22 protein-coding genes are annotated in these 21,713 nt (G+C 58.3%); 9 read left to right on the top strand and 13 right to left on the bottom strand.

Annotated elements, in window-relative coordinates:
* Nucleotides 1-108 precede the first annotated feature (108 nt).
* From ACVIIV_RS16925 to ACVIIV_RS16910, 4 genes are read right to left on the bottom strand one after another with little or no spacing between them, the layout of a single operon-like run.
* Nucleotides 109-1,110: a hypothetical protein gene (locus ACVIIV_RS16925; protein ID WP_456745161.1), complete on the bottom strand. Its 1,002-nt coding sequence runs from the start codon at nucleotides 1,108-1,110 to the stop codon at nucleotides 109-111.
* Nucleotides 1,110-2,006, bottom strand: a complete 897-nt coding sequence (locus ACVIIV_RS16920) for an AAA family ATPase (RefSeq protein ID WP_456745160.1) — start codon at nucleotides 2,004-2,006, stop codon at nucleotides 1,110-1,112. Before ACVIIV_RS16920 ends, ACVIIV_RS16925 begins: the two co-directional genes overlap by 1 nt.
* Nucleotides 2,003-2,503, bottom strand: coding sequence for an HORMA-1 domain-containing protein (locus tag ACVIIV_RS16915; RefSeq protein WP_456745159.1), 501 nt, complete (start codon nucleotides 2,501-2,503; stop codon nucleotides 2,003-2,005). Before ACVIIV_RS16915 ends, ACVIIV_RS16920 begins: the two co-directional genes overlap by 4 nt.
* 1 nt (nucleotide 2,504) lies before the next feature.
* On the bottom strand, nucleotides 2,505-3,494 hold the full coding sequence (locus ACVIIV_RS16910; RefSeq protein WP_456745158.1) for a CBASS oligonucleotide cyclase: 990 nt from the start codon (nucleotides 3,492-3,494) through the stop codon (nucleotides 2,505-2,507).
* 175 nt (nucleotides 3,495-3,669) lie between these two features.
* Here ACVIIV_RS16910 and ACVIIV_RS16905 point away from each other — a divergent pair, with 175 nt between their 5' ends.
* The 4 genes from ACVIIV_RS16905 to ACVIIV_RS16890 all read left to right on the top strand — a co-directional run bounded on the left by ACVIIV_RS16905 (nucleotide 3,670) and on the right by ACVIIV_RS16890 (nucleotide 6,620).
* The gene (locus ACVIIV_RS16905) at nucleotides 3,670-4,734 is read left to right on the top strand and encodes a helix-turn-helix domain-containing protein (protein WP_456745157.1); all 1,065 of its coding nucleotides are present in this window, start codon (nucleotides 3,670-3,672) and stop codon (nucleotides 4,732-4,734) included.
* A 3-nt stretch (nucleotides 4,735-4,737) separates the two neighbouring features.
* Nucleotides 4,738-5,244 carry a hypothetical protein gene (locus ACVIIV_RS16900; protein ID WP_456745156.1) on the top strand — a complete coding sequence of 169 codons (507 nt, stop codon included), beginning with the start codon at nucleotides 4,738-4,740 and terminating at the stop codon, nucleotides 5,242-5,244.
* Nucleotides 5,245-5,457: 213 nt separating this feature from the next.
* A complete protein-coding gene (locus tag ACVIIV_RS16895; RefSeq protein WP_456745155.1) occupies nucleotides 5,458-5,886 on the top strand; it encodes an avidin/streptavidin family protein in 429 nt (142 codons plus the stop codon).
* Between the two features lie 395 nt (nucleotides 5,887-6,281).
* Nucleotides 6,282-6,620 carry a hypothetical protein gene (locus ACVIIV_RS16890; RefSeq protein WP_456745154.1) on the top strand — a complete coding sequence of 113 codons (339 nt, stop codon included), beginning with the start codon at nucleotides 6,282-6,284 and terminating at the stop codon, nucleotides 6,618-6,620.
* A gap of 1,091 nt (nucleotides 6,621-7,711) precedes the next feature.
* Here the strand turns inward: ACVIIV_RS16890 and ACVIIV_RS16885 are convergent.
* A complete protein-coding gene (locus tag ACVIIV_RS16885) occupies nucleotides 7,712-7,957 on the bottom strand; it encodes a hypothetical protein (protein WP_456745153.1) in 246 nt (81 codons plus the stop codon).
* Nucleotides 7,958-8,359: 402 nt separating this feature from the next.
* On the opposite strand from ACVIIV_RS16885, the gene ACVIIV_RS16880 reads away from it, so the two are divergent.
* Nucleotides 8,360-8,563 (top strand): hypothetical protein, encoded by a 204-nt coding sequence (locus tag ACVIIV_RS16880; RefSeq protein WP_456745152.1) that lies wholly within the window; start codon nucleotides 8,360-8,362, stop codon nucleotides 8,561-8,563.
* 402 nt (nucleotides 8,564-8,965) lie between these two features.
* Here ACVIIV_RS16880 and ACVIIV_RS16875 read toward each other — a convergent pair whose 3' ends face one another.
* The 8 genes from ACVIIV_RS16875 to bioB all read right to left on the bottom strand — a co-directional run bounded on the left by ACVIIV_RS16875 (nucleotide 8,966) and on the right by bioB (nucleotide 18,298).
* The gene (locus ACVIIV_RS16875; protein ID WP_456745151.1) at nucleotides 8,966-9,166 is read right to left on the bottom strand and encodes a hypothetical protein; all 201 of its coding nucleotides are present in this window, start codon (nucleotides 9,164-9,166) and stop codon (nucleotides 8,966-8,968) included.
* Between the two features lie 1,607 nt (nucleotides 9,167-10,773).
* A complete protein-coding gene (panC, locus tag ACVIIV_RS16870; protein ID WP_456745150.1) occupies nucleotides 10,774-11,625 on the bottom strand; it encodes a pantoate--beta-alanine ligase in 852 nt (283 codons plus the stop codon).
* 3 nt (nucleotides 11,626-11,628) lie between these two features.
* Nucleotides 11,629-12,507: a 3-methyl-2-oxobutanoate hydroxymethyltransferase gene (panB, locus tag ACVIIV_RS16865; RefSeq protein ID WP_456745149.1), complete on the bottom strand. Its 879-nt coding sequence runs from the start codon at nucleotides 12,505-12,507 to the stop codon at nucleotides 11,629-11,631.
* A gap of 1,266 nt (nucleotides 12,508-13,773) precedes the next feature.
* Nucleotides 13,774-15,039: an adenosylmethionine--8-amino-7-oxononanoate transaminase gene (locus tag ACVIIV_RS16860; protein WP_456745148.1), complete on the bottom strand. Its 1,266-nt coding sequence runs from the start codon at nucleotides 15,037-15,039 to the stop codon at nucleotides 13,774-13,776.
* Nucleotides 15,036-15,671: a dethiobiotin synthase gene (bioD, locus tag ACVIIV_RS16855; RefSeq protein ID WP_456745147.1), complete on the bottom strand. Its 636-nt coding sequence runs from the start codon at nucleotides 15,669-15,671 to the stop codon at nucleotides 15,036-15,038. Before bioD ends, ACVIIV_RS16860 begins: the two co-directional genes overlap by 4 nt.
* A complete protein-coding gene (locus tag ACVIIV_RS16850) occupies nucleotides 15,671-16,822 on the bottom strand; it encodes an 8-amino-7-oxononanoate synthase (protein WP_456745146.1) in 1,152 nt (383 codons plus the stop codon). The genes bioD and ACVIIV_RS16850 overlap by 1 nt, the downstream gene beginning before the upstream one ends.
* A gap of 76 nt (nucleotides 16,823-16,898) precedes the next feature.
* Nucleotides 16,899-17,252, bottom strand: coding sequence for an aspartate 1-decarboxylase (gene panD, locus ACVIIV_RS16845; protein WP_456745145.1), 354 nt, complete (start codon nucleotides 17,250-17,252; stop codon nucleotides 16,899-16,901).
* Entirely contained in the window at nucleotides 17,243-18,298 is a 1,056-nt protein-coding gene (gene bioB, locus ACVIIV_RS16840; RefSeq protein WP_456745144.1) for a biotin synthase BioB, read from the bottom strand. Before bioB ends, panD begins: the two co-directional genes overlap by 10 nt.
* A 114-nt stretch (nucleotides 18,299-18,412) precedes the next feature.
* On the opposite strand from bioB, the gene ACVIIV_RS16835 reads away from it, so the two are divergent.
* The 4 genes from ACVIIV_RS16835 to ACVIIV_RS16820 all read left to right on the top strand — a co-directional run bounded on the left by ACVIIV_RS16835 (nucleotide 18,413) and on the right by ACVIIV_RS16820 (nucleotide 21,634).
* Nucleotides 18,413-19,048 (top strand): GntR family transcriptional regulator, encoded by a 636-nt coding sequence (locus tag ACVIIV_RS16835; protein ID WP_456745143.1) that lies wholly within the window; start codon nucleotides 18,413-18,415, stop codon nucleotides 19,046-19,048.
* A gap of 135 nt (nucleotides 19,049-19,183) precedes the next feature.
* Entirely contained in the window at nucleotides 19,184-19,501 is a 318-nt protein-coding gene (locus tag ACVIIV_RS16830; RefSeq protein ID WP_456745142.1) for a Dabb family protein, read from the top strand.
* Nucleotides 19,502-19,646: 145 nt separating this feature from the next.
* A complete protein-coding gene (pabB, locus tag ACVIIV_RS16825; RefSeq protein ID WP_456745141.1) occupies nucleotides 19,647-21,041 on the top strand; it encodes an aminodeoxychorismate synthase component I in 1,395 nt (464 codons plus the stop codon).
* A complete protein-coding gene (locus tag ACVIIV_RS16820) occupies nucleotides 21,038-21,634 on the top strand; it encodes an anthranilate synthase component II (protein WP_456745140.1) in 597 nt (198 codons plus the stop codon). The genes pabB and ACVIIV_RS16820 overlap by 4 nt, the downstream gene beginning before the upstream one ends.
* Nucleotides 21,635-21,713: the final 79 nt, after the last annotated feature.

The raw sequence follows: 21,713 nt of genomic DNA, 5'->3' as shown, positions 1-21,713 counted from the left end.
AGTGCTCCCGGAACGCCCGCCGCCTGTCGTCCACAGTGCCGGTCGTTTTCCAATGCAGCCCCGAGAAGGTCGTAATATCAAAAGGCAGGCTGGTGCCTTCACGCACCATCACCATCGTCGGCAGTCCGCGGCCGAGAGCGTATCAAGCTCGAGAAAGCAGTTTGGCCGCGCGCCCGTGATGTCCGCGAGGACCACACTGCTGCGATAGAGCTTCGCGAATATCTCCTGGTCGATTCGGGAATGCTCATAAGCCTGCCGGCCGTCGATCACGACGAGACGGTAGCCAAGCTCGCCTTCGATCACGGGCTGAACCACCGTGTCGAAGTAGTTCTGGACGTCAGCATAGTCGGGCAGATTAGGATTCAACATCCGGACGGCGAACGCTTTCGGCCTCTCAAGTGACTCTAGGAGGTCTACCAGCACGGAAACGCGATCGGGAATCGACTGTCGCGCCGGAAACCGGATCTTGTTGATCCAGTCATGCGCGTCACCGTCCTCGGCGATCTGAAACAGCCGCCGACTCTGGCTGCTGGTCAGCCCAAAATTGTAGAGGCGTCGCGCGCCTGTCATTTCGGGACAGAGCGCCAGGTTGAGCGGAACAACCGGCTTGCCCGCATCATGATAAAGATTGGCCAGGAAGAGGACACCTTCAGAGCCGCCCAAAACGATCAAGATGTCGCCGAACCGGGCCTGCGCTTCCATGCGCTTGCTGGCCATATTCCAGTGGGCAGCGTTCTCGATTTTGACTAGCGGCGACGCGCGCAGCTCGTCCCAGAGACTTGCATATTCCTTGGGAATTTGATCTTCGGTCTTGTGATGCTGCACCGCGACCGCGAGCGGGCCTGATGCATTTGCTGGCCGCAGCGCCAGATTGTCCTTGATCGTCTTCCAGACCAGCCAGTCGAAGCAGATCGGCAGCCCATCGGATTTCCGCACCGGTTCAGCATCGACGGGGATCACAAAATTGGCACCTCGCTTCACGAGCTCCTTCACCAACCCGGTGACTAAGTCGCGCGCGGCGTTGACATCGCTCGCCGTAGCTGCAGCCCCTTCCTCAACAATGCTGCCGGAGATATGGATGCGTCGACCGAGCAGCGGAGACCGAGCCATCACTTGTCCTCCATTACAGGCGAGGCGTGAAGCACTGCAGTCACGGACTTCAGATGTTCGAACCGTAGCGGCTCCTGTGGGAAGGCCTTGGCCAGCGCCGCGGGGTAGAGGCGCGTGCGGATGTCCGAATAAGTCCATGCTGGATGGCCGCCACGCGCGCCGGTTGCTGCCACCAGTTCGGAGATCTGGGTCGGAGGGAGACGTAGTCCAGAAAGATCCATCTGAAACAGCTGCCGACGCTCTTCATCCGTCGGGCGCTTGAACTCTTCGACAATCGCAGCGCGCCGGCGGAGCGCGGCGTCAAGCACCGAGAGCCGGTTTGTGCAAAGGATGACGACGATGCGGCCGCCATATTGCCGGAGATCGTCGACGCCCTGAATTAACGTATTCACCGCCACCTTGTCTTCGTGATGGCTGTGATCCTGCGCGCGAGAGGCGCCGAGACTATCGCCCTCATCGATGACGAGGATGGCCCGGCGCGTCTTTCCGGCCGACTGGATCACCTTGCGAAACGCCTCAGCGATCAGCGTTCCCATCTCGCCGACCATCCCGCTGCCGCGGACGCGGTTCGACAGCTTGAAAAGGATAGAATCTTCGCTCCGCGCCTCGGCCACGAGCTTGTTCGCTATGCACTCGGCCATCGCCGTCTTGCCGGTCCCGACATCACCGTGAAAAATCACCAGCGGATACTGCTCGGCGACGAGATCACAGATCGCCAGTTTGCCGCCATGATGCTTGCGATTCCATTCGCCCAGGCCGCCCACGTTCAGCAAGAGCCGCAGTTGATCATGGACGCGGCCATAGCGCCCCGCAAACCCCAGCAGCGTGTTTTCCCGCCTGGCGAGCGCCTCGCTGGGGAGTGGGGTTTCGCTATCAAAAATGCTCGGCTGGCTCACTCTGCCCAATCCTTTCTCTGCATGCCATAGGCGTTGCTGACGTAATTGCGGCCGCCTGAAGACGTGAGCGACGAGTGACTGGTATCGTCGTAAGACGGTCCCCATCCCATCTTGAGCTTGTCCTTGATGAACTCGCGCGCTGTGCTTGTATACGCATCGGTATGATTCAGGATGATGCGAAGATGCGCCTCCGACACCTTCGGCCAAAGGACACCGCCGGGCCGGCTCGTCGTCAGAGACCCGGCATCGGTATCGACCTCGAACCTGACAGCCTTGACTTCGACGCCATTGCTGAACAGCGTGACATCGACCCATTTGAGATAGCCCGCTTTCGCCAGCACCTCGACATCATGGGCGTAGTTCGTTGCCTCAGCTGTGCTCCAGGCGCCGGTACTGTCAGCGATCATAATGAGATCCGCCTTTACGCGGCGAACAACATTTTCGATGTCGACATATGTATAGGTAGCGCTGGCAGTGGCCGTCTTGGTCTGGCTCATCTCAGTCCTCCGTCTTGAAGCGAGGACCGAAGATCTCTTTCCAGACCTCATTGTCATTTTCAGCGGATGCGAAATTGGCGGTTTCCCACGCCGCCTCGGCGGCCGCGACGATCTCCTTGCGCTCGGCCTGCGAGATCCGACTGGTCACGTTGTTCAGGCTGTAAACCGGATCGAGGATCACCACCGGATCGGTGAAGGTCCCGAACGGCGGGTTGTTCTCGGGAAAGTTGATCTGCTCCCTCAGACCCGACTGGGCAATATAGAGGAGGAAGTTGCGAAAGCGCTGCTCGATGGCTCCGGAATTGCCCTGCGTCGCCAGCACATGGGCCATGATCAACTCGATCGCGAAGGACTTGAGCGGCTTGATTTCCGCATGATTGCGCCACTTCTTCGCCAAGCGCACCAGCGTGCGGAAGTCGCTGTCCTGATTCTTGCGGTCACGGACGAACTTGATCTGGCAGGGCGCGCAGGTCTGGATTTTCGACCCGTCATGGATATCGAACTGCCAGCCGTAACCGGGCCGCTTTTCGTCCTCAATCACCGGGACAATATCCACGCTCAGCCCCGTGCCGACGAATGTCACAGTCGCGGCCTTGCGCTGAATCTCGAAATCTTCGACCGACTTGTTGGGGTACTGTTTGGTCAGCAGGTCGTAGATGGTGTTGTTCAGATTATCGAGCGTTTCCTTGTCTGCGTCGCGCCCCGAAATGTAGAACACGACATCCACATCGACGGGATCGACGCTGGTCTTCCGCAGAATCGTGTATTTAGCGAAGGAGCCCGCCTTCACCACCTTGGTGATCTTGATCTCGGTCTTGTCGCGCACGCCCTTGCACAATTCGACGATCAAGCGATCCACCTGCTCGTGATATTCCTTCCGCTTGGCGTCCGGCAGGCGCAGGACGTTACCGTCGTAGTAGCGCATTTCGGTATTGCTTAACGCCATCTCACCCTTCCTTGCTGCTCGACTTAAAGTCGGCGGGCGCCTCAATCTGGCCATGCCGCGGGCCGCCGTCGTATCGGGCGGTTTACAAAACGGGCAACGATGGCCCCAGCCTATTTCCCCATATGCGAGCAGATTTACCCGACTTCAAGGGTTTTCAGTTTACAAAATTGTACATATGTCGTAGGTTTGGAAACTAACAAAAAGCGAAGAGGAGGTCGCCGTGATCGGAAACAAGCTCAAAGTAGCCCGATCGGCGTCGGGCTTATCGCTGCGTGGGCTTTCAGAGGCCATAGACGGGATTGTCTCGGCCCAAGCCATTGGAAAATATGAAAGAAATGAGGATATGCCGAGTTCGCGCGCCCTCATTGCGCTGGCAAAGGCCCTCGATGTTACGGAAGAATATCTCCTGAACGAGGATGAGATTGCGCTGGAGGGGGTAGATTTTAGGAAGAAAGTTGGAGCCTCCTCAAAAGAGGAGGCCGTCCTTGAGGCGCGCGCCATTCACATGCTCGAGCGCTACCTCGCAGTCGAGGATCTCCTTCAGATGCGCAGCGTCGACTGGGAACAGCCGCGTAGCGCGCCCCATCCCGTTACCGACTTGCGTGACGCTGAAGATGCTGCCCGCTCTGTGCGCGAGGATTGGGGGCTCGGCAACGATCCCATTCCCCAGCTCGCCGAACTGCTCGAGGAGCGTGGCATCAAGATTTTTTCGTTTGATCTCGACGACATCGACGGCCTTGCTGCGAAGGTCAGGCGCAAGGACCGTGCGGCCGCACGCGTCATCGTCATCAAGCGCAGCACGTGGTCGGAGCGAAAGCGGTTCAATCTCGCGCACGAACTCGGCCATATGGTCATCGCGCCGTCTGGCGGGGTTGACGAGGAAAAGGCGGCACATCGCTTTGCCGGCGCCTTCTTGGTGCCAGCCGACGTGCTACGCGCCGAAGTCGGCGCCCATCGTTCCTCGATCAGTATCGGTGAACTCGTGGCTCTGAAGAAGCGCTTTGGGGTGAGCATTCAGGCGCTCGTCTATCGGTGCAAGGATCTCGGAATTATCAGCCAGGCGGCCTTTTCCCGGCTGTTCAAGATATTTGCAGAGCGAGGATGGAGGACGGCGCCCTTCGAGGAACCGGAGACGATGGAGCCGGAGCTGGAGGAGCCCAAGCGCTTCGAGCGGCTATGCTATCGAGCCTTGGCTGAAGGGGTGATCGCAGAGTCGCGTGCTGCCGAACTGCTGGGGATATCGGTTCGAGAACTTGATGCAAGATTGGATCAGGTGGCCGCTTGATAAGTGCCCGTCCTCGTCTCCGACACATCGGTCCTGATTGACCTTGAGCGGGCGCGGCTGCTGAAGGACATGTTCCGTTTGCCTTTTGAGTTTGCCGTACCTGACCTTCTCTATGACCGGGAGCTGACGGGCGCACTCGGCGCCGAGCTGGTGGGGTTGGGACTTCGCGTTGAAGTCCTGACACCCGCAGAGTTGAGCCGCGCCACGACGGTTCGGCGAGGCAATGCACGTCTCTCTGTTCCGGATACCTTCGCCTTTGCGATCGCTGAGTCCCGCCAATGGACCTTGCTTACCGGCGACGGGATATTGCGCGAGCTTGCCGCCGCCGAACAGATCGGCATTCACGGTGTCCTGTGGTTGTTCGACCAGCTCGCCGATGGAAATCATGTCACTTTTAGCCGATTGCACGAGGGCTTGAACACTCTACTCTCCCATCCGAGATGCCGCTTGCCTGCGCAGGAAGTGCGGCGCCGATTGGCACGCTACGCGGAGCAAATTCGCGAGGGCTAGGTCACATTCCCTACGAACCTTATCCCGTAGCACGCCGCGGGCAATTCTGGATGCAGCGGTACAACCGGATAAAGATCGGTAGGTCGATGCTGCAGAGCCGAGGAGCGACGTCGAGTTTCACCGTGAACTCTTGCATATGCGCCGCATTCCTTTGAAAGACGCGAAACAAGAGCAGCAAACGTCCCCCCAATTATACGAGACTGGTGATCCGAAATGTCACTTTCAGGCGAGTTTTCTTGGGGCATCACTATGAAGAGACTTCTGGCATTTTTGTTGATCGCTCAGTTTTTCTTGGCCGTCGGTCAGGCGGGCGCGCAGGGGCTTCCTGCGCCCTCATACTGGAAGAATGAGCGGGGGTCGGAACTGCTTGTTTGGTCCACCCATGGCGGGGCCATACAAGGCACCTTCACAAACCATGCTCAAGGGTTTGCCTGCCAGGGTATCCCTTATCCCGCGTCGGGAGCCGTCCGTCCCACCGGACTGTATTTTGTTGTTACGTTTGGTCAGTGCAATTCTTTCACCCGGTGGGTTGGAAAGATTAATGGCCCCCAAATGCCAAAGTCATGGACGCTGTTCTACGTTGATAAGAACGGCAAGCCCAGCAAGCTGAAGGGCGTAGATGCATTCACGCGCGTATGGTAGCCCTCAGCTTTCTTGCGGCGTCGACCTTAGCCGAAAACTCTCGCTCGCGAGACCTGACGTGAGACGCGCAAGTTCCGTTTCGCAAAGCTTTGGGCTGTCCACAACTGGTCAGGTTCTATGCTCGACAGCCTGCAGGCCATCTAGGAACGGCCGAAGATTGCTTCAGGGTCTCCAGATAACAAAGGAGAGCTTAAGCTTCATCCAAATTTGCCGGATGATCCGTGCATCAGCATTTGTTTTCAGGTTCTTGTTTTGAAGTCGAGCGCGGGGTCGGGCCGTGCCGCTAAGATATGCGGCTTTGGTGCTATCGCGTTTGGTTGGAGAAAGTGAGTTTTCAGGTCTCGATACTTAAGATTCTCGCCGGCCAACCGGAGGGCCGTGCGAGTGTCGCTCTCTTGAAGGATTACCTGACGGTGTACTACACCAGCGGTCCGGACTGGACGGATCGTATGAAGCGATTGGCGGCGCGGGCGCCGGATCTCAATATTTTCGGACAAGGGCTGGTTGCGCGAGAACCCGGACAGTGGATCATAACGGAAAAAGGCCGGGCCTTTCTTGCTTTGCTGGAACAGATGCGCGCACCGACCGCTCAGGATCTAGCGCCGGAAGGCAGGAGTGAGAAACCTTTCGCAAGTAACCTTGCCGTGCTTGCCGCGGCGCGACAAGGCCACAGCGCCAGTCCCGGGCATCGCCGACGTAAGCGCCTGAGGACGCGCGATGGCCGGTCCAGTTAGCCCTGCTGTAAAGCTCACGACCGGCGACGATGTGGCTGCACATTGTGCCGCGGCAACACCGCATTTGGCCTACGCGCATGGCCTTATTAAACTTAGATCGCGATCGTTTGAAACAGAGACACTGTAGTGGCGACGGTATTGTGAAGTGCATCGGCGCGAAGGGCTGTGGCTTTATCCTGCTGCTGCTGATGATGACCTGTCGCCGTCATCCCCGACCTTCATGGCGAGCTTGACCTTTCGTTGGTCGACATCCTCGTAAGGAAGGATGATCGCGATGTCCTAGAGCGGAGCGAGACGCACGAGAGGTCCGTTTGCCAAAAGCAGTGAATAAGTCGGGGCTCGAGACAGCCTTCGAACCCTGAACCCTCAGAAAGAGTTCTTTGGGTCTATTCAATAGTCGCGATCAAGGCCGGGGAAATGGCTCGAGCCAGAACTCGGCGGTTTTCTGGATGGTTCCGGTCGCAGATTTGCCAAGTCGTTTCCTTCCTGGCTGTGCCTCTCGCCGCGAACACGGTTCCTCAGCGTCTCGCTAGTAGAGCAAATCTCATGCCGTGGTCGCAGACCGATGGAAGATGAAGTTGTGGCTGCCTCCAGCTGGCTGGCGCGTGAGAACGATTCGGTTGCGCGTGTAACCAATCTAACAAACTGCCGAGATATGGCCGAATACAAACAGGTCCGCGAGCGAGAACCGGTCAAACAGTGCGGCTTTTGAATCCGCTGGTGAAGAGTCCCGATTGAAGTCAGTGATGCTGCTCGAAAGTGGTTGGCGATCGGACTCGACAAAGCCCGCCGCGATAAACCCGCTAATTAAGTACAGCCCCTGGTACAGAGCGTTTTTTGAGGATACGCAGCCGGGAAACTAAGCCGTGCCGTGCTTTTCCCGTTACGACGGAAAAGCGGACAACCTGCTTTCGATCAGGATCCAGCGCCGCCAACCTACAAGCCATAGGCCGCCTCGCTCGCGCGGCCATTTTGGTTCTTGGGTCGCGTGCGCAGTCCCAGACACACTCTGTTATATTGATCTTTATTTAGATTTCATAGACCCAGCTGGGGCGCCCCTGAGTAGAACTGGGGTCCCACCGCGCCCCGGATCAGGCAGCTCCGAAATGCGCGCGTCGTTCGCGGCTCCGGGCCTCGCTTGCCGATATGTCAGTCCCCTTCGGAAGGCTAAACGCGAGCGGGAAGGTCTCGGCCGAAAGAAATTCGAGCGCGGTCTGCTCTTCGGTGAGGCGTCTTTCAATGAACTGACGTTCGACATCCGACAGGTTCGACTTCAGGAGGCGACGATAGCGGTGGATGTTGTTACGGTAAGGCACGAATGCGGGCCAAATATTCATCGAGCATCCTGGACTTTCCTGAGGTCATCGCAATTTCTAGGAAGAGATATTCAGGCGAGCATGTCGTCGATCATCGCGCCGCCTGTCATCGCACCTCGGAAGCCGTTCGGCAGACGGATAAGGACCATGGCAGCTCGTGCATCATTCGTCCGCCTAGCCTAGCCTTTCCATAGCGACGATCCGCAGCGTTTTTTGCTCGCCATACGCCGTCTTTATGCTGGGCTAGTCGCTCATACAGAGCTAGACGCTGGTAAGGCGAAAGGAATAGTCGGTCACGTCCCCGGCGCCGGACGCTTGTGGCTAACAAGCTCGCCCGTCAGTAATCTCTCCCGACGAGCTGAACATCATTTGCCGATGTGCTATAGGCACCTTCGTTGAGAACAGCTTTGTTTGAGAGTTTCGATGTCTCTTTCGGTTGGATTGATTGTCGACGGCTATGTGAAACTAAACGACCGCAGCGCGCTGGAGAACCTTCTGGCGCATCGGCGGCAGCTACTTCAGCAGTTGAACTGCGTTACCGGAGTTGATCCGAAGCCAGCGATCGCTCAGGTCAGTCAAGACATCACAGTGATCGAAAGGGCACTTGCTGCGCTCGCACAGGAGTAAACAGCAACGGCGCACCGGCTCGCGTGAGTTGACGGCGCACCGGCGCCGAAAACTGACTTCGCCCCCGTTTCAGGATGAAGGTTATTAGCGCGACGCCTCACCGGCATCGTGGCGCGCAAGGGTGCCTGCGCCAAGGCTTGGATGCGCTGCCTGTTGTGCGGCAGCTCCCTCGTTTCAACGATCGGCCTCACAGTGAGCAACGCGCCAACCGATTCACATCGGATAACGCTGCGTCTTAGGTGACGTTAGGCCGCCATCGATTTGCGACCACGATACACCTCTGCGAGCTGGCCGGATCGCTATGCCGCCGGCGAGGCGACGGCGCGCGCGAACCTGGATAGCAGCCCAGGATCTTCACACTGTGACTTGGAAATTCACCTCAGTGACAACCATGTCCTAGATCTATCGCCACATTGTCGGTGCGTTGGACAGAGCTTCCTGGCCGATCTGTTTAAGCAGATCAGGGCGCGTCTCACCTCGGGTAGCGGCCTCCAGTATTTTGGAGGCAACGTAGGCGCGGACGCCCGCGTCATACGGTGAGACGCTCTCGCAAACCTCATCCAGGATCCTGCGCAGAAGCGCGGTCGTGGGACCGTCCAGCATTGGGAGATCTCCCTCATACCATCGAGGAAGATAATGGGCATTTGCTGGACCGCAACTCAAGTACATCAGAGCGTATGAGCCTCGCGACTGCCGGTCAGCCGATTTCCAGTGCGGTGCAATGTCCAGCACCTCTGCGATCGTTGACCCATTGCGGCAGCTCCCGGACAAGCTTGCTAGAGCTCAGAGGCTAATGTGCCCCGCTGCGATCATGCTCTGCGCTATGTACGGCATGCTCGGCCATCTATTGCGCACCGGACTGACTGGGCGGATGCGGCCAGGCCAATGCTCGGGCGCTGGTAGTTCGTTGCCGAGCTTCATCAGGTTCAATTGCGACTAGAGGATTTGTCGTTTATCGCGCCTGCTGCGTCCAACCAATGCTTCGGCATACCTGCCCAGATCGAGTTGGTAGAGATAGCTTGCCACTGCCCTGCCCCGATGTCGTTTCACAAGACGGCACCTATCGGCTCCAAACCCGAGCGCTTCGCATCCTGCACTGTAGCGGGACGTCGCGATCAATTCTTGCGGTGAAGCATATCTTTGCGTCGAAAACCAACGCCCGCCCCACCGTCTCGCGGCGAAATCGGGCCGCGCAATCGTGAAGTCGTTTCATGGTCATGGGCGTGTGGTTATTGATCCATAATCGCACGTATTGGCAGCACGCGATTTTGAGCGAACCTCCTTTGGCAATGCCCACTTGCGGGCGGGTGATCTCGGTAGCGACTTGCGTTTTGGACATATAAGCTTGGTGTAGCTCAAGGACCCCAGCACGGACACGCGAACGTCGCGTGAAAATTCATCGGGGCGGTGGCGTAATGCAGGATTTGGGCGCGAGAGCGCAGCTCGTTGCATTAATCGATTTTGCCATTTTGTTACAGTCTGCGCCCAGAGCAATCACATGCAGCCGGAGGGCGGCATATTCCGCGGCCACATTGTTGGGAGCCATTACCGCAACTGAGCATGAGCGACGAGCGAGATGGCGTCGCTGAAAGCGCCGTCGCATCTGCGAACTGGGCGCAACCCCTTTGCAGGGAGTGAGCTAGCATTCAGCCCACCGCCGGCTGCGTGTGAAACGCTCCAAACGCCGAGGCGCCTCGTTCAGGGAAGAGAAGCGACTGGGCTGTTCAGATTATCTGTTGTGTTTGTCGAATCGGAAAGGGAGCTACATGAATCATCTCGGCAGCAGACATCGTCGCACAACATCTGTGATGACAGACGAACAGCACGAGCTAGAGCGCTGCAAGCAGGAGATTGCGCACCTCAAACAGCTGGTTGTACGACTTTCTGAAATTGTTTTGCGCGACGTCGTAAAGAGCGCGCAAATCGGTCGGAATGTCCCGGAGTGTCTGAGCGAGCCTCCGAAGTCATAATACGGAAAGCGAACTCGCACTTGGCTGCTCTCGGCAGCGTGGGGGCGGCCCCGCCTCGCTCCACCCCATCAGCGGCAGAGCCAATCTCCAACCGACATCATGAGCGCGAGCGTGGAGCGGTTGTTCAGGACGCAAAGGGCAGTTCCGGATCGCCTTCGAGAGTTCTTCCAGGATGTTGAGGATTTTAGGGCCAATCCATCCGGTTCGACTGCTTCTGAGCGCAATCACTTGCGGATCTGGCTACGATGGCGACCAGGACAGGACTACATTGTCGATCAACCGAGTCGAGCCGACGTACGCTGCGACACAGAGCACCGCCGGAGAGCGCAGAGGGCTCTCGGCAACCCTTAGGGTCCCAGCGTCGACAAGCTCAAGGTACTGCAGTCGATCGACCAATTCCAAATGCTTTCTTGCAAGCGCAATCAGCGTTGCCGCGTCGCGCTCCCCTGAGGCAAACTCTTGCGCTGCGGCGAACAAGCCACGGCTGATCCCAAGGCTCCGACCACGTTCTTCCGGGCTGAGATAACGGTTGCGACTGCTCATTGCCAGCCCATCTGGCTCCCGCACGGTTGGCACAGTGACAATCTCGATCGGGAGATTCAGATCAACCGTCATGCGGCGTATCACAGCGCATTGCTGAAAATCCTTCTGTCCAAAGTACGCGACGTCCGGCTGCACCATGTTGAATAGCTTGCAGACGACAGTCGCTACACCACGAAAATGTCCGGGCCTGAAAGCTCCGCAGAGCGGCTTTGCGAGCTCGCCCGGCTCGACAAAGCTCTCAAATTGAGCCGGATAGATCTCCTCTGCACTTGGCGCGAAGATGATGGAGACCCCGGCACTGCGGCACAACGCTTCATCGCGCGCGAAGTCGCGAGGGTACCTGCTGAGATCCTCATTTGGGCCGAACTGAGTGGGGTTGACGAAGATGCTAACGACAGTGACGTCGCAGTGTCCCCGGCTAGCCGTAATCAGGGCCAGGTGGCCGTCGTGCAGGTATCCCATCGTCGGAACGAATCCGACGCGCTTATCGGCATTGCGAACGTCTGAAAGGGCGCGACGCAGCTCAGCGAGCTTCGTAATTACTTGCATGTCTTACCTTGAGGTTGACTTGGAGGGCACCCAGTTGGCGACGGCATGTCGAAGCTGATCAGGAAGCCGATAGCACTCCTCTGAGGCCGGGAATGCACTTTTGCGGATATCGGCAGCCCAGCGCGACAGCGCCTCCTGGAACAGCTGGAATCCATTTGTATAGGCACGAACGAATTTGGGGCGATGGCCTTCGGTTAGCCCCAAGACATCATGAAACACGAGCACTTGGCCCGAGCAATCGGGTCCTGCTCCGATCCCAATGGTGGGTATCGTGAGAAATTCGGTCGCTCGCGCCGCGAGCTCGGCAGGAATGCCCTCCAGGACCAGCGCGAAGCAGCCGGCTTCCTGCAGACGGTGGGCGTCATCGAGCAGCCGCAAGGCGGTATCCGTTGTCCGTCCCTGCACCTTGAATCCACCCATGACGTTGACGCTCTGCGGGGTCAGACCGAGATGTCCCATCACAGGAATTTCGCAATCGACCAAGGCACGTACCATCTCGATGCGTTTGGCGCCACCCTCGAGTTTCACAGCATCGGCGCCACGCTGCAGAAAACCTCCTGCATTGCGAATCGTATCCTCAGAACCGACATGAAAGCTCAGAAAGGGCATGTCGGCCACAAGCAGGGCATGAGGCCTCGTGCGCGCAACAGCCTCCAGGTGATGATTCATCATGGCCACGCTGACGGGCAACGTGTTATCGAATCCCAGGCAGACGTTTCCAACGCTATCGCCGACCAGGATGATGTCGACGATGGGATCCGCGATGCGCGCCGCAACCGCATCGTAGGCGGTGGTCATCACGACACGCCGTCCTTTATCCTTCCACTGCTGCAGTGCCGGAATCGTGACACGCTCTAGAGGCTGCTCTGAACTGTGACTCATATTGAATTCGCTCCCCACACACCGTCGGCGCTTCCTAGAGAAGGCGGGAGAAACCTGTCAATGGCATGGAGGATGGAGACCCCAGTTCTCTAATTGGAGAACAGCGCAAAAACAGTCCGATGGTCGCGCAACCATGAGACAAGACCTTCCTCACCGCGATTTCACGACCCGATGGCTCGTCTTCCTCTACAGTTTCAGCGACTATGCGGGCCGAAGCCTCGATCGAGGAGCGGCGCTCGCGACGAGCCACCATCTGCACGCGTTTCTGGGCTGATTGCAGTGTCTCCAAACGGTGACGGCTCGACCGGACCGAGCTGGAGCAGTGGTGGCTCCGTCTTTAGGGCACACCTCCGTGCCTGCCCCCTAGGGGTATTCGTGAGGCTCCTGCTTCGGCGCAGGCGCAGCGAGCAAAGCGAACGGATGGCAGGCCAGGAACGTCCAAAGGTGACAGGCCGCTGTAAGCGCAGCGAGAGTCGCGGTCGAGTAGACGTCGTCGCGAAGGCGCTCAGAACGAGCCAGCCTGCCGGCCCTGTAGGCCCTGAAGTCGATTATTTTTGCCGATGTTTCTGTCACTTGATTTCCACGCGCTACTCGAATTCTCTGACCAGGGCCGTACCGGCACAACTCAGTCCATTCCTAAGCCGCTCGCCATCGAAGCCATTTCTGATCGGCCTCCCGCCGCGCCTTGAAACGGTTGACGCATTTCTTGGAGCAAAGGGCCGTTCGCCAGCAGTAATGGCGGATCAGCCCAAACTTTCCGCCACATATCGCGCAGCATGTGGCTGAATGGTCGAGGGAATTACGGAAGCCAATGTGCATTCTCGCCTCCTGTCAGACATTTACTTGGGAAGCCCCGCGGTCCTCTGAGCAAAGCACCACGCGCGCACCAATGGTGCGGTCGCCCGGCGGTCCGTCTCCCTGGTTCTTGCAGCTATCGAGAGCCTTGGCTCTGATGTGCGGCTGCCTCGAGAAGCAGTACTTTCCGCAGAAAGCCTCGCCGAGAATTTGCTCAAGATAATGGATTTCTCTAATCGTGATTAACGCAATTCGCTCGACAAATCGGCCAAATGCTGCGCCTTTCCTGGCTAGCCCGCAGGATTGCTGCGGCAGTTGGATCAGGAGCGCTTAAGGCAAGTGCTTAAAGCACGATCAGCCTACGAGCCTTGGGTGCTGCATCCCTCGTTGCACTATCAAACGGCAGCAATACGGACACTTTCGCCTTGCGAATATCCTGTCAATGCAGACGATTGTACAGTCTCGTGCATCTCACATCAGCAAGTCAGCAGCGTCGCGGATGGCAGTATAGATTTCATCAAGGTCGGCCGCCGTAACGCAGTAAGGCGGCATCACGTAGATCGTGTTACCGAGTGGGCGTAACAGCAGATTCCGCGCTTGGAAGAAAGCCAAAAGCTTCAGCCCGATGTCAGCCAGATAGCCGGCATCGCTCGTGTTGAGTTCAAGCGCGGTGACTGTTCCTGTGCGTCGGACGTTTGCGAACCGTGAATCGGCGCGAAATGGCGCGAGTGCCTGTTCTTGCATGCTGGCCAAGGATGCCACCCGGGCGCGATATTCCTGATCCTGCCATAGCTCCAGATTAGCCTTGGCGGCGGCGCAGGCTACTGGATTGGCCGTATATGAACTCGAATGAAAGAACGTACGCGTGCGATCCTCAGAATAATGCGCATCGAAAATATCGGCACGGCAGAGTGTGACGGCGAGCGGCAGCGCCCCAGCCGTGAGGCCTTTCGAATAACAGGCAATATCGGGCGTGACATCGGCCTGCTCACACGCAAACAAGGTACCCGTCCGGCCCCAGCCGGTCATGACCTCGTCCGCAATGAACAGCACGTCGAAGGCTTCGCAGATCCGCTTCATCTCTTTTAGCACCGAGGGAGAATACATCAGCATTCCACCGGCGCCCAATATCAGGGGCTCCACGATAAAGGCTGCGGGATGTTCGTTTCGACATGCGTTTTCAAGCGCATCGAGCGCTATTTGCTCACGATCTCTTGCCGGGAACGGAATCGAGGTCACCTCGAACATCAGCGCCCCGTAGGCCGCATTGAAGACGCCTCGGCTACCTACCGACATCGCCCCGATCGTGTCGCCATGGTACGAGTGCTGCATCATCACAATTTGGGTTCGCTGTCTTCCGGTATTGTGCCAGTAACCGAGCGCCATTTTCAGCGCGACTTCGACGCTGGTTGACCCGCTATCGGAGAAGAACACATGCTCGAGCGCCGGTGAGGTGACCTTCAATAATTCCGTCGCGACTTGCTCAGCGGGGTCGTGAGTGTATCCGGCGAAGATGACCTGGTTGAGCTTGCCTGCCTGTTCCCGGATCGCGTTCACGATGCGTGGATGGCAATGGCCGTGGGTCACGACCCACCAGGAGGAGATTGCATCGATAAGGCGTCGGCCATCTTCGGTGTAGAGATAAGCCCCCTCTCCCCGCAGCACCTTCGTCATGTCGCGCTGTAGAGCATGCTGCGTGAACGGGTGCCAGATCGGCGACCTCTTGGCTATCTTCATAGGTTCAGGAAATCACTGCTAAGAAAGGAGTCTTTGAAAGCGGCCTGCAGCCTATCGTCCGTGAGGGGAACAAGCCACGGGAGCCGTCCCAACCAACGCACTCTCCCGATCTCGCAAATCGCGCTTTCAGTTTCGGCGTTTCTTTCGCCAATGAACGCAATTCCAAGGATTCGAATCTGACGCTTCCGCAGAGCCTCTATGGAGAGCAGGGAGTGATTGATTGTGCCCAGTCCCGTCCTTGCGCAAAGCACGACGGGAAGCTGCCAGCGCTCGAAAATGTCGATGTAAAGAGTGCGCGCTGTCAGCGGCACCATGAGTCCGCCGGCGCCCTCGATCACGAGTTGCCGCTCGCCGCTGTCCGGCAGTCGAAGCGTCTCTGTATCTATGCGAACGCCGTCGATCTCCGCGGAGGAGTGGGGCGACGCAGGCGTCCGAAGTCGATAGAGCTCCGGGACAATCCGATCGGACGAGAGGCCACCAAGGCGGCGGACGCACTTGGAGTCGGTCTCTTGTTCGAGTCCAGCTTGGACCGGCTTCCAGTAGTTCGCGCCGAGAAGGCCGGCGAGCCCTGCGGAAAATACCGTTTTGCCGACCCCGGTGTCCGTACCAGTCACGACGATCCGCTTATTCATCAAATCGAGCCCCTCGTCACCTCAACCAGCGCCTCGAGCATTGCGCGCACGTCCGCTTCCCCAACATTGAGTGTCAACGAAATTCGCAAGCGGGCGGTGCCTGCAGGGACGGTTGGCGGCCGAATTCCCCGGATATCGAAGCCGCGCGCCTGCAGAGCAGAGGCAAGTCGCATTGCATGAGCATTGTCGCCTACGATGTACGGCACGATCTGAGAGGTCGATGGTGTGCGCAAACCAAGCGAGGTGATCTGTCGATGCGCAAACGCAACGAGTTTGGCCAGCCGTTGCTGCCGCTCCGGCTCTTTCTGCAGGATGAGGAGTGCCTCTCGAACGGCGACGGCCATCAATGGTGATGGGGCGGTAGCAAAAATAAACGGACGGCAGCGGTTGACCATGAAATCGCGCAGGATGCCGGAGGCCGTAACAAGTGCACCAGCCGCACCGAGCGCTTTGCCGCAGGTATGAACGACAATGAGATTTTCGCGCCTGTCATAAGGGGCCGTGAGCCCTCGTCCCTGAGGCCCGTAAGCGCCTGTGGCATGAGCCTCATCCACGATCAGAAACGCGTCTTGGCGATCGGCGATTGCCACCAGCTCTTCGAGTGGAGCGAAGTCGCCATCCATACTGTAGAGACTTTCAGCCACAATCCAGACGCGGCCCGCTCCACCTTTGGTTCGCCAGTCGCGAATTGCGTCTTCGACCGACTGGGAATCATTGTGCGGGTGAATTCGACATTCTGCGCGGCCGGCCCGCGCCCCTTCGTGAATACTGGCGTGCACGAGCGAATCGAGAACGAGCAGATCGCCGCGCTGCGGCAGCGTTGTCAGGAGGGCAAAATTTGCGATGTAGCCGCCTCCAAAGAAAAGCGCGGCCTCCGCGCCAAAGAACTGAGCCGCTTCCGTTTCGAGCCGTTCATGCTCCTCGCAATTGCCGCGCAGAAGCCGCGACCCGCCGGCTCCAACCGGAGTGCCCGCCTCGAGCGCGGCGACCATCGCCTTTTTGATGTGCGGGGCGCTCCCGAGCGCCAGATAGTCGTTAGATGCGAAATCGATCCCCGCGCGCGGCTTGAGGCAGCGCAGCCGCTTATCTTCGTTCAGCGCATTCAACGCCGTGACGTAGGGACTAAGTCTAGCTGTTTGGATTGATCGCATTCATCACTCGCAGGATCGCATCAAATCACGCAAAAGATCCGTTGGCCGTTGAAGAAGGAAGGATGGCCCTTGAGGTTCAACTTGCCAGGATGCGATTGTCTCCGTCCACACGCACAATGCGTGGCTTGAATATCTTTGCTTCGGCCTCGTCGAATGAGGCATATGCAACGATAATGATCTTGTCTCCGGGCAACGCCAGTCGTGCGGCCGCACCGTTCAGGCTTATCGTGCCAGACCTCGGCGGCGCCTCGATCACGTAGGTGGCAAAGCGCGTTCCTGTTTCGACATTGTAGATTTCGACGCGCTCGTTGATCACCATTCCTGCTGCCTCCAGGAGCGTACGATCTATCGAGATCGAGCCTTCATAGTGCAGATCAGCTTCGGTCACTGAGGCGCGATGGATTTTGCCCTTCATCAAAGTTATCTGCATTTCTCACCTAGGCTGGATGTAGGGGCAACATATTGGGCGCACTGCTTTCCGTCAGCGAGCCCGGACGTAATGCCGAGCCGGGCCAGCAGATCCGCGTCGCGATCAACTTTCGGGTTTTTGGTGGTCAAGAGCACGTCGCCGATGAAGATTGAATTTGCGCCGGCCAAGAAGCAAAGCGCCTGCAATTCGTCGGTCATGTATTGCCGCCCGGCGGACAAGCGAACCACACTCCTTGGCATCATGATCCGCGCGGTCGCCAGCAGCCGGACCAGCGCGATCGGATCGGGAGGCTCCGCGGTGTCTTCCACCGGCACACCCTCGATCTTGTTCCACAGATTGATCGGCACGCTTTCGGGATGGTTGGGAAGAGTTGCGAGCAGCACGAGCATACCTAGGCGGTCCTCGACGCGCTCGCCCATGCCGATAATCCCGCCGCAGCAGATCTTGATGCCGGCATCGCGCACATGCGCCAGCGTATCGATGCGGTCCTGCAGGCTGCGGGTGGTGATGATCTTGCTGTAAAACTCGGGCGATGTGTCGACGTTGTGATTGTAGAAGTCAAGGCCGGCCTCGGCGAGGCGCGCGGCCTGCCTCGGTGTCAGCATGCCGAGCGTGACGCACGTTTCCATGCCGAGTCCTTTGACCGCGTTGACCATGTCGCAGACGGACTCAAGATCGCGATCTTTTGGCGTGCGCCAGGCCGCGGCCATGCAGAAGCGCGTGGCGCCGGCATCCTTCGCGCGCTGTGCGGTCGCAACCACATCGGCGCAACGCATCAGACGGGTCGCTTTCAGGCCGGTCTCGTAATGCGCGCTTTGCGAGCAGTAGCCGCAGTCCTCCGGACAGCCGCCGGTCTTGATGCTGAGCAGGCTCGCAGTTTCGACGTGGTTTGGATCGAAGTTCTTGCGATGAGCGCGCTGCGCCTGAAGCATCAGGTCGGCAAAAGGAAGGTCGTAGAGCGCCTTAGCCTCTTCGACGTTCCAGTGATTACGAACCTGCGCCCCGTTGCTTGCTTCCTTCCGTTGAACTTGCGCAGCAGCATCCATAACCCAATCCCGCTCAATTGTAGATAATCGCGTGTATTATCTATAGTCATTGCACTCGAAGAGATGCTAATCGAGCTGCCTCGCAAATGCACCGGTTATTGCGGTAGATAATCTATGATCACTGCTGACAACATGACGACGGTCGCGCGCATCGCGGACTCAATCGCTGAGCGCATTATCAGCGGCGCCTTAGAGCCAGGCGTGCCACTCCGTCAGGATCACGTTGCACGAGAATTCAATTCCAGCCACGTCCCCGTGCGCGAGGCGTTTCGGCAGCTGCAGGCACAACATCTTGTCGTCGCTGTGCCGCGTCGCGGTGTTCGGGTTGCCCCGCTCGATACCCGTTCAGTGAAGGAGATCGCCGAAATGCGCGCCGCGCTCGAAGTGGTGGCATTGCGCCATTCGGGGCCAAGGCTCACAACAGCTCATTTGGCTCGGATCGAGCTCGCCTTGATCGAAGGAGACAATGCAAAGACGATCGAGGAGTTTGAGATGGCCAACCGCGCCTTTCACCAAGCCTTGGTCGCGCCGTGCGGAATGCCGCGTCTGCTCGCGAGCCTCGATGGACTGCAGCTTGCCAATTCTCGATTGGTGTTCGCGATGGCGCGATCGGTGGGCTGGCGACCGCGCTCCAATCAAGATCACCGCCTGATTCTGCAAGCCTTGCGAACGCGCAACATTGATCAAGCCTGTAACCTGCTTACGCGGCACATTCAAACCATTGAGCGCCTTGCCCTTTCGGCGTCCTGAGCAAATCTGGCAGGCTTCATTGCGGATCGCCGACGATCGCAAGCGACGATCATGTGGCAAGCGACTAGCCGCATTGCAACGGGCTCTATTCCCAGATAGTTATGCCACCCGCTAGCGACATCTCCACGGACAGCCATGATTCGTCACATCGTCTTCTTCAGCGCCAAGGACGAGGCGCATATCGATCAGATCATCGAAGGTCTTTCGCTTCTCACCACGATACCACATGCGCGCCGGCTTGAGGTTGCCCGCAACCGCAAGGCCGATCAGCTCGGCAACGATATCGACATCGTGGTCTATGGTGAGTTCGACAGCGAGGCGGAGCTCGCAGCGTACAAAGCGCACGATCTCTACCAGGAGTCGATTAAACGGGTGCGACCGCTCCGCGAGCTGCGGTTCGCGGCCGACTACAATGTATCAATAGATACCCCTTTCGCCTCCACGGCAGGATGATCCAGGTGCTGCCGCAGCAAAAAGTCCACCGCCGGGTTAACTTGGCAATGGGCCTCAAGTTTCGGCCCATCGCACACAAGCGTCGTTCTCATCGGGTGGGGCAACAGATGGAACGGCACTTTCACGACCGGTGACCGATAACCCGATGTACGTTCGCGAGTTGCAGTGGGTTGAACCTGTCACAGCGATGCGACGTCTTTGGCATCGATCGCATCTCACGTTTCTCGATAGCGCAGCAAGGCACGAGCTGCTTGGGCGCTACTCATATCTAACGTGCGACCCGTTCAGCACCTACAGGGTCGCGAACGGCCAAGCCAGTTGGAACGGACTGACTCTCGAGGCCGATCCATGGAAGGTCCTTCGCACGCTACTCGCGAAATACCCGCAAGAGCATCGTCCCGATCTCCCGCCGTTCCAGGGAGGAGCGGCAGGCTACCTTGCCTACGACATGAACAGGACATTGGAGCGATTGTCTGCGCCGGCAATTGCCGGCCTGGGTTTGTCCCAGTCCATCCTGCATTTCTATGACGTGGTTATCAGCTTCGACCACCGGGATAACAAATGCTGGATCGTCTCGACCGGATGGCCGGAGCAGGATCCCGTGCGACGGAGCGAACGAGCGCGTCGTCGAGCCGACGAGTTTGCAGGATTGCTTGCCGGTCCAGAGGCCCCACAGAATGGTCGTCCCAGCAAAGCGGGCGCATGGCGCTCGAACTTCAGCCGCGAGGGCTACATTGCGGCGGTACAACGCGTGATCGACTTGATCCTGGCGGGTGACGTGTTCCAGACGAATATTGCGCAGCGTTTCAGCACCCGCCTATCGACCTCGTTTGATCCGCTCGCCTTCTATTGCCGGCTACGATCATTGAATCCGGCGCCTTTTGCGGCCCTGCTGCGATGGGGAGAGCTGACTATCGCATCAAGTTCGCCGGAACGATTCCTGAAGCTTGAGGGGGGACAAGTCGAGACACGACCGATCAAGGGCACGATCGCGCGTTCGCCTGATTGTAAGGAGGACCACCGCCGTGCGGCTGTTCTCCTCGCTTCCGAAAAGGATCATGGCGAGAACACCATGATTGTCGACCTTTTGCGAAACGATCTGTCACGCGTTTGCACTGCGCATTCGGTCGAGGTTCCGGTCCTGTGCAATCTCGAGTCGTACGCCTCGGTGCACCATCTCGTGTCGATCGTTACGGGGGAACTTGCCGGAGAGGAAGACGCCGTTAGCCTGCTCCGTGCTTGCTTTCCCGGCGGCTCCATTACGGGAGCGCCAAAGCTGCGGTCGATGGAAATTATTACAGAAATCGAGCGCATAGCGCGAGAGGTGTATTGTGGGTCGATCGGCTTCATCGGCTTCAACGGGCACATGGACACAAGTATTGCGATCCGCACTGTCACGATCGACGGCGACCTGGCTGTGTTTCATGCGGGCGGCGGTATAACGGCCCTGTCGGAGCCCGAGGCCGAATACGAGGAAACGCTCGCCAAGGCAGAGCGAATCTTTGATGCATTTGGTTCTGAACCAGCTGGTGCATTTTGATTGTCATCATCGATAATTACGATTCCTTCGTGTTCAACATTGCCCGCTATTTCCACAAGCTCGGTCAAGCAACGGAAGTGATCCGAAACGACGCTATCAGCATCAGCGAGCTCGTTGGTCTCAACCCGCGCGCGGTGGTGATATCGCCCGGCCCCTGCACCCCAACGGAGGCAGGAATATCGACAGCAGTGGTCCGCGAACTTTCAGGGCGCGTACCAATTCTCGGCATCTGCCTTGGACATCAGTGTATTGCGAGCGTTTTCGGAGGACGGGTGGCGCGTGCGCATCGGCCCATGCACGGTCGGCGCTCATACGTTGCGCATGACGGCCGAGGGTTATTCGAGGGGCTGCCAACCCCGCTTGACGTCGGGCGCTACCATTCTCTTATCGTCGAGCTTGATCAGTCATGTGCGCAGAACCTCATAGTGACAGCGCGTTCGGAGGAAGGCGAGATCATGGCCCTCACGCACGGCTATTATCCCACGTATGGCGTCCAGTTCCATCCCGAGTCGATCCTTACCTCACAGGGGCACGTCCTGCTTATGAACTTCTTGCGACTGACAGAGGATTTCCGAAACCACGCGGAGCAATGAGAGGCTCGGCCTGCCGATCAAGATGGTGGACCGTTGGCTTCCGACGTGGTTGGGAGGCGCAGCGTCATATGGCAGGCAT

Source organism: Bradyrhizobium sp. USDA 4354, assembly GCF_054060315.1.
The sequence above is the reverse complement of the archived record's forward strand: the minus strand, read 5'-3'. Positions and strand labels throughout refer to the sequence as shown.